Source organism: Winogradskyella sp. PG-2 (genome assembly GCF_000828715.1).
Lineage (GTDB): Bacteria > Bacteroidota > Bacteroidia > Flavobacteriales > Flavobacteriaceae > Winogradskyella.
In genome coordinates, this window is record NZ_AP014583.1 from 527310 (window position 1) to 540304 (window position 12995).

Here is a 12995-nt window from a genome sequence, read left to right on the forward strand (position 1 = left end):
ATTCTGTTGATTCAATTGATTTATTATAAAACAGCCTTCCCTTTTAATTTCCTACCTAATTCTTAAAAAAATTATTTATAATTTGTAGCGCTTATAAAAAGCCATGAGTAAAAACTTGCAAGAAAATATTTGTGAATCAAAATTATTTGAGCGCTTGTATAAAAAACATGCGAAAAATCTTCATGACTTTCTGTATTATAAGTTTGGCGAACATTTAAACCCTCAAGACAAAGTCCAAGAAGCCTTTATTAAACTTTGGCAAAATTGTGGTAAAATTGCACCTTCAAAAGCAAAAAGTTATCTATTTACCACAGCAAATAACTTAATGCTAAATGCAGTAGCACATCAAAAAGTTGTTTTAAAATATCATAAACAACCACAAAAGCATGCTACAAATGAATCACCCGAATTTGTGTTGCAAGAAAAAGAATATTACGAAAAACTTCAAAATGCAATTGCAAATTTAACTGAAGCACAACGTGTTGCCTTTTTGCTAAATAGAGTTGAAGGAAAACGATTTAAAGAGATAGCTGAGTTATTAAATATTTCTACCAAAGCCGTAGAAAAACGTATTTACGGAGCTTTAAAAAAATTACGACAAGAGATTAATGAACTATAACATATATAGAAAAGGTAGGAGAAATTACAATAGAGCTGTTATATAGATGAAGTTATATTATGAATAGAGAGGAACTTATAAAAAAATGGTTAGATCATAACCTAAATACTGAAGAGCAAAAAGCTTTTGAACAATTAGAAGATTATAAAGAATTAATCTTAATGGATACCGCTTTTAAAGATTTTAAAGCTCCAGACTTTTCTATTGAGGGTAATTTTACAACCTTAAAACCTCAACTTAAAAATAAATCAACGCAATGGTTAAAGCCTTTAATGAGAATAGCAGTAGTATTAGCTTTAGGTTTTAGCATTTACTACTATACAACAACTTTAAATACAGAGTTTAACACCAACATTGCACATCAAACAACCATTACTCTACCAGATGCATCAACGATTGATCTCAATTCTAATTCGTTTTTAACATTCAATAAAAATAAATGGAGCTCTAGCAGAGAAGTAAAATTAAATGGAGAAGCTTTTTTTAAAGTTGCTAAAGGGCAAAAATTCGATGTGATTACTAAAGATGGAATTATAACTGTTTTAGGTACACAGTTTAATGTAAAGCAACGAAAATCTTACTTTGAAGTCAATTGCTATGAAGGCTTAGTGGCAGTTACTCATAATAATAAAACCGTAAAATTATACCCAGGATTTACATTCAGAATTATAGATGGGAAACTACTTGCTCAAGAAAAAGAAAACGCTGCGCAACCAAGTTGGTTGCGTGGTGAAAGTAGCTTTAAGAGTGTACCTCTAAAATATGTCATTTCAGAATTTGAAAATCAATATAGTTTAAAAATAGATTCTGATAATATTGATACATCTCGTCTGTTCACCGGAAGTTTTACGCACAAAAATTTAGATTTAGCATTGCAGTCTGTTACAATACCTTTAAATTTAAGCTACAGCAAATCAGAAAAATCTATCTTACTAAAGCGTGAATAAACGATTACGAAGTTTAGTTTTCTATATTCTAATTATTGCCTTTTGTAACCTAACTTTTAGTCAGAACCAAGAGGAAAAACAACCAATTGCCCAAATTTTAAGTCAATTAGAAACTCGTTATAATATTAAGTTTTCTTTTGAGACTAAAACCATTGAGAATATTTCCATTGCACCATTATACCCGGAGTTGTCCTTGGAACAAGCTCTCAATCAATTGAAACTTGTGACTCAACTTAATTTTGAAGTTTTAAGCGATCGTTTTATAACGATTACTCCAAAGCAAATATCCAATACTAGTGACACAATTCAACAACTTGAAGAAGTCGTGGTTAACAACTACCTTACAAAAGGAATTTCTAAAACGAACAACGGAACTATTGAAGTTAACACGAAAACATTCAATATTTTACCAGGACTAATTGAACCAGATGTTCTACAGATTGTACAAAACTTACCAGGTATTACTAGTGTAGATGAACGTATTTCTAATATTAATGTTAGAGGAGGTACTAATGATCAAAATCTAATTCTATATGAAGGCATAAGAATGTACCAAACTGGTCATTTCTTTGGGTTAATTTCTGCCTTTAATCCTTATTTATCTGAAAATATTAGTGCTTCAAAAAATGGCACAAGTGCTAAGTACGGAAACGGCGTCTCTAGCACTATATCAATAAAACATCAAGATGATTTAGATCAAAAATTTAATGCAGGAATAGGTGGTAATCTTTTAAGTACAGATGGTTTTACTAAAATCCCATTATCACCAAAAACAGAATTACAATTGTCTGCCAGACGTTCGTATACAGATATCCTGGCTTCAACTACATACGACTCATATTTTGATCGTATTTTCAATGATTCAGAATTAAATGCATCAAACAATATTAATACGCAATTGTCTTTAGATGAACGCTTTTTATTTTACGATTTTAACGCTAAATTTTTATACGATATAGATAAAACATCAAAGCTACGTATCAATCTTCTTAATATTTATAATAATTTAGATTACAATCAGGTATTTGTTAATTCAGATAACAATTTTCAATCTACAAGAAGTGATTTAAAACAAGTGAGCTATGGAATAAGTAGCACCTATTCTAAGTTATGGAACAATAAGGTTAATACTGCAGTTCAAGTTTATTATTCTAACTACGACTTAGATGCGGAGAATAATAATATTACCAATTTTCAACGTCTAATTCAGGAAAATAAAGTTGAAGATTATGGTATTAGGCTAGATATTTCTAATGTGTTTAGCGATAATGCTAAATTCAACGGAGGTTATCAATTTAATGAAGTTGGTGTTACCAATATTGAAGATGTTATTAACCCTGATTTTACAAGTTTAATAAAAGAAATAATAAGAACTCATGCCATTTTTGGTGAAATTGAATGGTACTCAAATACACGAAACACATATATTAGGTTTGGGTCTAGAATTAATTATTTTGGAAAACTAGCAGAGTTTTTAATAGAGCCAAGATTTACTATCAATCAAAAATTTTGGGACCATTTTAGGCTAGAGATTCTAGGAGAACTAAAGAGTCAATCTATTATACAAATCATTGATTTACAACAAGACTTTTTTGGCATAGAAAAACGACGTTGGCAATTAGCAAACGCTGATGATGTTCCTTTGATAACTAGTGAACAAGTTTCTATAGGTTTAAGCTACAACCAAAATAATTTATTAGTGTCTTTAGAAGGATATTATAAAGGTGTAAATGGTATTACCGCTCGTAGCCAAGGTTTTCAAAATCAGTTTCAATTCACCAATGATATTGGTTCATATACAGTAAAAGGTATTGACTTTTTAATCAATAAACGCTTTAATAATTTTAGTACATGGTTGAGTTATTCTTTTAGTAAAAATGATTACCAATTTGAGGTTTTAAATAATGGTAATGCTTTTCCTAACACATTAGATTTAAGACATGTTGCAAATGCGTCTTTAACTTACAATTTAGATAATTTCAAAGTTGGCTTTGGTGTGAACTGGCATTCTGGAAGACCTTATACTAATCCTTCTGACACGCAAACCACAACTAATTCAAATATAGAATATGAGTCGCCCAATAGCTCTAGACTTAATGATTATTTTAGAGCTGATATCTCGGCCATCTACAATTTTAAATTTTCTAAAAAAATAAAGGCGGAAGTAGGAGCTTCAATTTGGAATATTTTTAACCAAAAGAACTTTATTAATAGGTATTATACGTTCGATTCGGATGATTCTATTATTGAAATTGATAATCGCTCGTTAAAATTTACACCAAATTTAAGTTTTAGAATAAGCTTCTAATCCAAAGATTTATTGTTTCATTGTAATGTTTTAAACATAAAGTAATAATGACAGAACAAAAGCTATATAAACTCAGGTTTCCGATCGGAGAATTTGAAAAACCTAATACGATTTCCTCACAACAAATTAAACAATGGATTAATGATATTGAAAATTTACCAAAGGCAATAGAAGCTGTAACAAATAACCTAAGTGAAGAGGAACTTAATTATAAATACAGGCCAGAAGGTTGGACAATTAAACAGGTAGTGCACCATTGTGCTGATAGTCATATTAACAGTATTATTAGATTTAAGTTGGCATTAACTGAAGACACTCCAACTATTAGGCCTTATTTTGAAGATCGTTTTGCTCAACTAATTGACTATTCAGAACCTATTGATATTCCGCTTTCCATTTTAAAAGGCATACACAAAAAGCTAGGTATACTTTTAAAGAATTTTGACCAAAAGGATTTAAAACGCGAATTTGTTCATCCTGAACATGGTAAACATTTTTCCCTAGAAGAAACTATTGGCACATATGCATGGCATAGCAATCATCATTTAGCGCATATTAAACAAGCCTTAAAATACAAGGGAAGTTTTAATTAAAAAAACTAAATCCTTATTTGTAACATAACAAATAAGGATTTAGAATATAACGGTTCTACTTAATTAAAAGTCATTAGGGTTTACCGTTTTCTAGGTTTGCTTTTTCTCTTTGCTTCTGCTTTTCAATACTCTTCCTTATCTTATTTATAGCAGATTCTATAGATTTATCAGGCTCAATCAAATTGTATTCTCCCCAAAAATTTGGATCTGAAAATCCTGAAATTGCATCCGTAATAATTACAGATGGTCTAAGTCTATCTCTATTTCTAATGGTCTTATCCGCTCCATTAATCTCCCAATCCGTTACTGCCATCTCACTAGTTAATGTGTAGACTTTATTAAATAATTCACGCTTTTTATTTATTTTAAATTTCAAACTTAAGTTAGAATAGCTGTAATACCATTTTCCACCTTTAGCTTTGTAGTCAACTCTATAATTTGCATCTAATGGATATACCACAATACTACTCGGTTTCTTTTTAACTAACAGGTTCTTTGTCTTATTCTTATTGCTAACATCTAGAGCATATTTAGCACTAACTAGGGCTAACGATTCCACGTCTATAAACAACTTTCCGATGTAATTAATATTTAAACCATTATTCTTAGGACTAAAATTTACCACATAAACATTTCTATTATTTATGGTTGAAGGCTCATCAAAAGAAAAATTGTAACTTCTTATGGTCTCATCGGTAAAAATATATTCTGGATATTTCATAATATCAAGAAAAATGGTAGAAAATGGACCACCTTGAAGTTTTACTGATACTGTATCTAAACGTTTATAATCTGTACTTTTTCTTGCTTTACCTAATTGTATAGCATCTCTTTGTGAACTTGTAGATGGTTGTTTTAAAATATTAACAACCGCTTCTGTTAAGGACACATTTCTATTACGTCGCTTAATGGTTTCTCTATAAAAAGCGGTCATATAAACAGACTCTTTTTGAACATTTTTACTTTTTTCAGAAAACACTTTCTTAACTAAATTCTCTGCGTTCTTAAAAGCAGATATACTTACAGCCGATAATGCAGTTACTGCCTTATATAGCTTTATTTTATTTTCTTTAGAAGATAATTCAGACAATGGTAAAACCCGAGTATTGTAGCCTAACAAAGAAATAACCACTTTAGAATCTAAAAATTTATTAGGCACCTTAATGGTAAATTCACCTTCAGAATTCGCTATGGTACTAATATTAGTTTCATTAATATTAAAACTAACTGCTTCTAATGCTCTTTTAGAATCTCCATCAATGACCTTCCCACTATATTCGGTAAAATCATTTTGTGCTAATAAGGTTGTTGAAAAAAGTAGTACAAAGAATAGAAAAAAAGTACTAGCCTTTTGTTTAAATATAAATCGTTCCATCATTACCTATTTAAGATTAAACTACAGTAGGAATTAAGACCCACACCTAGTAAAGATAAGGATAAGTGTAAAACTTATCATCCAAAATTTAGTTAAAATTCTAGTGTTGTAAGAGAAGTAATATTAAAATAAAATTACATGCGCTCTGGTACATCAATCCCTAAAACTCTAAATGCATTTTTAATAGTTTGACTCACAGATTTAGATAAGGCGATTCTAAAGTTCTTCTCTTTATCATTATCAGCTCCAAGGATAGATACATTTTGATAGAATGAACTAAAATCCTTTACCAAGTCATATGTATAATTAGCAATTAAAGCAGGACTATGTTGAGCTGCTGCATTTTGAATTGCTTCTGGAAACAATTCTAACTGTTTAATAAGTTGTTTTTCCTTTTCGTGTAATATCAATTCACTAAGTTCAACTTCTGTACCTTCAGCTTTTCTTAGAATAGATTGAATTCTAGCATAAGCCATTTGAATATATGGCGCAGCATTCCCTTGAAAATCGATTGATTCTTTTGGATCGAATAAAATTCGTTTTTTAGGATCTACTTTTAGGATATAATACTTTAATGCTCCTAAACCTATGGTTTTATAAAGGGCTTTCTTCTCGTCTTCTGAGTAATCTTCAAGTTTACCAAGCTCTTTAGAAATCTCCTCAGCTGTATCTGCCATTTCTTTAATTAAATCATCTGCATCTACAACAGTTCCTTCTCTACTCTTCATTCTTCCGCTTGGTAAATCCACCATTCCATAGCTTAAATGAAATAAGTTTTTCGCCCAATCAAAACCTAGTTTTTTGAGGATTAAGAATAATACTTTAAAATGATAATCTTGCTCATTACCAACCGTATAGACCATGCCACCAACATCAGGATAATCTTTAATACGTTGTATGGCTGTACCAATATCTTGAGTCATATAAACAGCTGTACCATCACTACGAAGTACAATTTTACGATCTAGTCCTTCATCTGTTAAATCACACCATACAGAACCATCAGCATCTTTTTCAAAAACACTTGTTTTTAAGCCTTCGGCAATGAATTCTTTTCCTAGTAAATAAGTTTGGCTTTCATAGTAGTATTCATCAAAGTCAACACCAATATTTTTATAGGTTACTTCAAAGCCATCATAAACCCAGCCGTTCATCTTTTTCCAAAGTGCAACAATAGCTTCATCTCCTGCTTCCCATTTTATGAGCATTTCTTGAGCTTCTAATAATATTGGGGCATTTTTTTTAGCATTTTCTTCAGTCTTACCATCTCTAATTAATTCGGCTATCTCTGCTTTATAGGCCTGATCAAACTTTACATAATAATTACCAACCAATTTATCTCCTTTTAATGCAGTAGATTCAGGTGTTTCTCCATTTCCAAAACGTTTCCATGCCAACATACTCTTACAAATATGAATACCTCGATCGTTAATGATCTGCGTTTTGTATACTTTTTTTCCAGATGCTTTTAAAATTTCAGCAACACTATAGCCTAACAATACATTTCTTACATGTCCTAAATGCAAAGGCTTGTTAGTGTTTGGTGAAGAATATTCTACCATTACAGCTTTATCATCCTTTAATTTAGAAAAACCATAATTGGCTTCGTCTTTTATAGAGTAAAAGAAATTGAGATAATAACTATCGCTAATTTCAATATTTAAAAAACCTTTAACAACATTAAACCCTTTTACTAATTCTACATTATCTAGTAAATACTGACCAATTTGCTCTCCAATCACAGCAGGATTACCTTTCACAATACGTAACATCGGAAACACAACAACCGTAATATCTCCAGCAAACTCTTTTCGAGTAGCTTGAAATTCTACAGATTCTAATTCCGACTGAAACAACGTTTTTATTGCTGCTTTTACATGTAATTCTAAAGTCTCTTGAAGATTCATTCTCTCTGCTGTTTTCGTATTTTAAAATGCTTGCAAAGATAGAAGTTTTATTAAGAAATATGATTAAATTTGGACAAGAACAGAATGGTTAATAAATGAAATTAGCAACTAAAATAATTTTAGCTCTAGTCTTAATTGTGTCTTGCACAGATTCTGAAAGTAATAACGATGGTCAAATTAATGAATCGATATTCTATAAAGGCATGGATTTATCGTTTCAAAGCGAATTAGAAGATTATAATATAGACTATAAAGATTCTGATGGTAATTCTGTAGAACTTCTTGATTTTGTAAAATCTAAAGGCACCAATTTAGTACGATTAAAGTTATGGCACACACCTCAGAATGGTGAAAATGGTTTATCAGATATAAAAGCTTATGCGCAACGTGTAAAAGAAAAAAGAATGGGCTTTTTACTCAACTTGCATTATAGTGATTATTGGGCTGATCCTGGCACACAAACACCACCTCTAGCATGGCAAAACATGACAATAGATGAGGTAAAAGTAGAGATCTATAATTACACAAAAGATGTGGTTCTGCAATTACAAACTCAGAATACAATGCCCGAAATTATTCAGATTGGAAACGAAACTGATAGTGGTTTTTTATGGAATTATGGTAAAGTATGGAATGAGTTTAGTGACAATTGGGTTAATTATGCTGGTTTGGTATCTGAAGCTATACGAGCTGTAAGAGAAATTGATACAGCAAATGAATCACAAATTATGCTTCATATTGCTGGTATACAGACTGCAGTTCCGTTTTTCTCAGAACTACTCCCTTATAATCTCGATTTTGACATTATCGGTTTGTCCTATTACCCGCAATTTCAAACTAAAGATTTAGACCTAATTACATCAACACTAAATACTGTTGCAACTACTTTTGACCAACCTATTTTAATGGTAGAAGTTGCATATCCTTTTACCTTACTATGGAATGATAATCAGAATAATTTTATAGGAAATATCAATCAAATAATCCCAGAGTTTGCACCAACTCCTCAAGGTCAAAAAGCCTATTTTGAATGGTTAATCACAACTATAAAAAATATACCAAATAATAAAGGTATTGGATTCTGTTATTGGGCACCAGATTGGGTGGCCTTTTCTGGAAATGAAAATACATCTACAAATGGTACATCTTGGGAGAATCAGTGCCTTTTCGATTTTGATTTAAAAGCCTTACCAGCTTTAGATTCATTTTACGATAACTAATTGATTTTTAGACTAATAAAAAAGTAATGCATTTCATCGATGATTAGGTAGTTCTACTATGTTTTTTGCCGTTTATCGGTTCGTCGATTTTTTTTAAAATTTGAGTTGTCACTTCATCTAATTTATTGGTATTAAATCCTATTAATTAGTGTATTCAAGGACATTATGGCATTTTTGAGTAGCTATTAATCAATGTCCCAATCATTAATGGAGCTTAATAATCAAACATTAACTAGATTGTTTCTGTTTTGTGTTAACGTACTTTTTTCATCCCTCTATAAAAGTTTTTCGCACCAAAACAGTGCAATTCATTTTAACGTCATTCGAAGATGAAGCAGTTACTGACATTAGCTGTTTGTCTATCGTCGTTATTTATTTTTTCACAGAATGAAAGAATAGATGATTTGACTGTACAATTGACATTCCAGAATCAAGATTCTACAAAAGTGGATATGTCGCTAATGCTCATTAACGAACTTTACGCAATCAAGGACTATAAGATGGCTCTGCGTTATGTTAACCTTACTACTAAACTTTCAGAAAAATTAAATTACACAAAAGGGCTTGCGGAAAGTAGTTATTTTAGAGCCTTAATATATACAAAACGTAATGATTACTTTAATGCAATAGATAACTATAACAGGTCTAAAAAATATTATCTGCAACTTAATGATACTTTAGGCGTTGCAAAAGTGAGTAACAGTATTGGTCTTCTAGAAATAAAGCGTGGTAATTATACAATAGGATTACAAAACTCATTGTCTGCCATTGATATTTTTGAAAAACAAGATCTTAATAATGAATTAAGCTCTGCGTACAACAATCTTGCTGAAGCCTATTTTAAAACTAATCAAATTGATAAGGCAATTGAATTTAACTTTAAGGCCCTAGCAGTAAGGCAGCAAATAAATGATACTAATGGCATAAATGAATCTACTAAAAATATTGCTGATTTATATTCCATCAGAAAAGAACATCGAAAAGCTATTGAATATTACGAAAAAGTCTTAGAGCTTATAAATCCTGATACGGATAAAGATTTGCGCGGTGAAATATTACCAAAATTAGGTAGTGAGTATTTAGAGTTTAATGAGTATGATAAAGCATCTATGTATTTATCGGAAGGTTTAAAGTATAATAGAAACCAAGGTAATGACGAAGGGCTTTTAAGAGCATTAAATGCTAATGGCAATTTAAATCTTCAAAAGCGCAAAGTAAAATTAGCAGAGTTACAATTAAATGAAGCATATGTTATTGCACAAAAAATTGATAATAAAGCAGAGCTTCTTAAGAACTACAAACTCCATATTGCTTTAGATTCTACACGTGGTTATTTTCAAAATGCTTTCTTTTGGCAAAACAAATATTACGATTTAAAAGACTTAATCGCAAAAGAAGAACAGCCTATATTTTCAACTGATATTGAACCTGTAGATTTAAATGAAGGTAAAAATACCATCATAGATGATCTCAATACTGATGATAACAGAACTAATGGCAAAGCATCTTGGTTTAACAACCCACTTATATTGTACGGAGCCATTGCTGCATTAGCAATTTTATTAACACTTTTATTGGTAAATTGGTTAAAAACAAAAAAACACAAAGACACCATAGTCGAGCAAAACAATAAACTAGCTCAAGAGCAAAACTTGAATAAAAAGCTTACAGAACAAACACTTCATTTAGAAGAGGAAATTGAAGTAAAAGACAAACTATTCTCTATAGTTTCTCATGACTTAAAAGATTCTATTTCTTCAATAAAAGCCTTTTTAGATTTATTAAAAGAAGATAGTATTACTAAAGAAGAGTTTAGAGAATTGATACCTGAATTAAGTGAAAATGCAAACAATGCCTCATCTCTTTTATTTAATTTATTAAACTGGTCTAAATCTCAGATGCAGAATTTAGAACCTAAACCAGAGTTGTTTAATATACAAGAAGTGTTTCACAATAAAATGGCACTAGTTGAACAGAAGGTTGAAGATAAACGCATTGTACTTATTGATGAGTCACAGCGCGATTTTATATATGCTGACAAAAGCATGGTAGAGATTGTAATTCAAAATTTAATCACAAATGCCGTTAAATTTAGTAGAACTGGTGATGTTATCACGGTTTCTAACCAAGATTTTAATGGTAAAGCCTTAATCTGTGTTGAAGATACTGGTGTAGGCATTTCTAGAGAGAATATCGATAAACTTTTTAATGCCAACAAAAACTTCACTACTGTAGGTACTAAAAATGAAAAAGGAACTGGTTTGGGCTTATCAATTGCTAAAGACCTTGTAGAACTAAATAGTGGTAAGATTTGGGTAGAAAGCACTCAAAATGTTGGTAGTAAATTCTTTATTGAATTGCCAAAAGTTGCACCACAAGCCTAATTTATTTTATCTATATTTATCTCATAAAATATAGGTTTATGAAACGTTTACTTCCCTTTCTAATTATATTAATTTCAACATACAGTTGCAACAACAAAACAAAAGCTGAAGTCATAGTTGAGTCTGATGGCGATACAGAACTCAAAGAATTATTTGCAATTATGCAAGGTTCTTTTAATTCAGAAATACAATCTAAAGTAGATTCATCCTATTATAATATTTCCTTACATATGTATCCTATTTGGGAAGATAAGGGCCATTTTCTATATGTAGAGCAGGCTTTAAGCAGTAGGCAAAACAAACCATATCTTCAACGTATTTATGAAGTTACCCGAAATTCAGATAATACGTTTAGTTCTGCAGTGTATAAATTAAATGCAGATTCACTTTGGATTGGAAAATGGAAAGACCCAAAAGCATTTGATTCTATTACTATTAAAGAAATTGCTCTAAAGGAAGGTTGTGATGTTATTCTCAGTCGCGTTTCTAAAAACCATTTTTCCGGAAAAACAGGTGATACCACTTGTGTAAGTACAATGCGAGGTGCTTCTTTCGCCAGAAGTGAAGTTGAAATCCTAGAAGATAAAATTATGTCTTGGGATCGTGGCTTTGATGCTGAAGGCAATTATGTTTGGGGAGCTGAAAAAGGTGCTTACATTTTTAATAAACTAGATTAAGCTTTAGGTAAAAATACCTCAGCCATCATACAACGTGCACTTCCACCTCCACAAGTTTCAATAGTCTCTAATGAACTAGATAGAATTAGGCAATGCTTTTCTATATTTTTGATTTGATTTGCAGTTAAACTCTCATGAGCAGCTCCACTCATTACTAAATAACGTTGGTTATTATCACCTCTTAATTGTAACATATTACCAGCAAATTGGTGCATTTGTGTCTCAGAAATAGAAATAATTTCTTTTCCATCTTGTTTTAAATGCTTTACTACATTTTTACGTTCTTTTTTATCGTCAATTGTATCTAAACAAATAACAGCAAAGTTTTCTGCTAAACACATCATAACGTTAGTGTGATAAATAGCTAAACGTTGTCCCTTTACAGTTTGGTTAGCGGTAAAAATTACAGGAGTATATTCAAAATCTTCACAGAACTCTATAAACAAATCTTCATCTGCTCTTGGTGATAAGGCGCAATACGCTTTTCTATTCACTCGATCTAAAGCAACACTTCCTGTACCTTCCAAAAAAACACCTTCAAGTTCAGCTGAAGAATAGTCTACAATATTTTCAATTTTAAAACCCTCTTCTTCCAATCGAATAAAGACTTCATCTCTACGTTCGCGTCTTCTATTTTCTGCAAACATTGGATATTTTGCCACATCACCATTACTATGAAAACTCACCCAATTATTCGGAAATATAGAGTCTGGAGTATCCATTTCTTCATCGTCATGCTCAACAATTACATTAATTCCAACAGCGCTTAGCTTTTTAACAAAATCATCAAACTCTTCTTGTGCTTTTAAATTAATTTCAGCATTCTTTAATTTTAAATCTTCTTGAAAATAGTTGTTGACAGCAGTCTGCTCATTCATTCTGAAATTTACAGGGCGAATCATTAAAATAGTATCTGTTGTTTGTTGCATTTAAATAAATTTGAAAGTATTGCAAAATTAGTCTTT

Annotated in this window: 10 protein-coding genes; 7 read left to right on the forward strand and 3 right to left on the reverse strand. The window is 30.9% G+C overall.

The window, feature by feature from the left end; genetic code table 11:
* Positions 1–103: 103 nt before the first annotated feature.
* The 4 genes from WPG_RS02375 to WPG_RS02390 are packed head-to-tail and all read left to right on the forward strand — an operon-like array spanning position 104 to position 4467.
* On the forward strand, positions 104–619 hold the full coding sequence (locus WPG_RS02375; RefSeq protein ID WP_045468884.1) for an RNA polymerase sigma factor: 516 nt from the start codon (positions 104–106) through the stop codon (positions 617–619).
* Between the two features lie 59 nt (positions 620–678).
* Complete coding sequence (locus tag WPG_RS02380) at positions 679–1566, forward strand: FecR family protein (RefSeq protein WP_045468887.1); 888 nt, start codon at positions 679–681, stop codon at positions 1564–1566.
* Positions 1559–3874, forward strand: a complete 2316-nt coding sequence (locus WPG_RS02385; protein WP_052471128.1) for a TonB-dependent receptor domain-containing protein — start codon at positions 1559–1561, stop codon at positions 3872–3874. Before WPG_RS02380 ends, WPG_RS02385 begins: the two co-directional genes overlap by 8 nt.
* Before the next feature lie 47 nt (positions 3875–3921).
* The gene (locus WPG_RS02390) at positions 3922–4467 is read left to right on the forward strand and encodes a YfiT family bacillithiol transferase (protein WP_045468889.1); all 546 of its coding nucleotides are present in this window, start codon (positions 3922–3924) and stop codon (positions 4465–4467) included.
* Between the two features lie 73 nt (positions 4468–4540).
* On the opposite strand, the gene WPG_RS02395 is transcribed toward WPG_RS02390, so the two are convergent.
* Together WPG_RS02395 and argS are read right to left on the reverse strand one after the other, a co-directional pair.
* Entirely contained in the window at positions 4541–5842 is a 1302-nt protein-coding gene (locus WPG_RS02395) for a carboxypeptidase-like regulatory domain-containing protein (RefSeq protein ID WP_045468892.1), read from the reverse strand.
* A 134-nt stretch (positions 5843–5976) separates the two neighbouring features.
* Positions 5977–7749, reverse strand: a complete 1773-nt coding sequence (argS, locus tag WPG_RS02400) for an arginine--tRNA ligase (protein WP_045468895.1) — start codon at positions 7747–7749, stop codon at positions 5977–5979.
* Between the two features lie 95 nt (positions 7750–7844).
* Here argS and WPG_RS02405 point away from each other — a divergent pair, with 95 nt between their 5' ends.
* The 3 genes from WPG_RS02405 to WPG_RS02415 all read left to right on the forward strand — a co-directional run bounded on the left by WPG_RS02405 (position 7845) and on the right by WPG_RS02415 (position 12030).
* The gene (locus tag WPG_RS02405; protein WP_045468898.1) at positions 7845–8969 is read left to right on the forward strand and encodes an arabinogalactan endo-beta-1,4-galactanase; all 1125 of its coding nucleotides are present in this window, start codon (positions 7845–7847) and stop codon (positions 8967–8969) included.
* A gap of 329 nt (positions 8970–9298) precedes the next feature.
* The gene (locus WPG_RS02410; RefSeq protein WP_045468901.1) at positions 9299–11353 is read left to right on the forward strand and encodes an ATP-binding protein; all 2055 of its coding nucleotides are present in this window, start codon (positions 9299–9301) and stop codon (positions 11351–11353) included.
* Between the two features lie 38 nt (positions 11354–11391).
* The gene (locus WPG_RS02415; RefSeq protein ID WP_045468904.1) at positions 11392–12030 is read left to right on the forward strand and encodes a chromophore lyase CpcT/CpeT; all 639 of its coding nucleotides are present in this window, start codon (positions 11392–11394) and stop codon (positions 12028–12030) included.
* Here WPG_RS02415 and ctlX read toward each other — a convergent pair.
* Positions 12027–12959: a citrulline utilization hydrolase CtlX gene (gene ctlX / locus WPG_RS02420; protein ID WP_045468907.1), complete on the reverse strand. Its 933-nt coding sequence runs from the start codon at positions 12957–12959 to the stop codon at positions 12027–12029. The two genes, WPG_RS02415 and ctlX, sit on opposite strands and share 4 nt — an antisense overlap.
* Positions 12960–12995 lie beyond the last annotated feature (36 nt).

Coding starts and splice junctions, on each gene's coding strand:
- WPG_RS02380 (WP_045468887.1), top strand. CDS start 679: ATGAATAGAGAGGAACTTATAAAAAAATGGTTAGATCATAACCTAAAT.
- WPG_RS02390 (WP_045468889.1), top strand. CDS start 3,922: ATGACAGAACAAAAGCTATATAAACTCAGGTTTCCGATCGGAGAATTT.
- WPG_RS02375 (WP_045468884.1), top strand. CDS start 104: ATGAGTAAAAACTTGCAAGAAAATATTTGTGAATCAAAATTATTTGAG.
- WPG_RS02405 (WP_045468898.1), top strand. CDS start 7,845: ATGAAATTAGCAACTAAAATAATTTTAGCTCTAGTCTTAATTGTGTCT.
- WPG_RS02415 (WP_045468904.1), top strand. CDS start 11,392: ATGAAACGTTTACTTCCCTTTCTAATTATATTAATTTCAACATACAGT.
- argS (WP_045468895.1), bottom strand. CDS start 7,749: ATGAATCTTCAAGAGACTTTAGAATTACATGTAAAAGCAGCAATAAAA.
- WPG_RS02410 (WP_045468901.1), top strand. CDS start 9,299: ATGAAGCAGTTACTGACATTAGCTGTTTGTCTATCGTCGTTATTTATT.
- ctlX (WP_045468907.1), bottom strand. CDS start 12,959: ATGCAACAAACAACAGATACTATTTTAATGATTCGCCCTGTAAATTTC.
- WPG_RS02395 (WP_045468892.1), bottom strand. CDS start 5,842: ATGGAACGATTTATATTTAAACAAAAGGCTAGTACTTTTTTTCTATTC.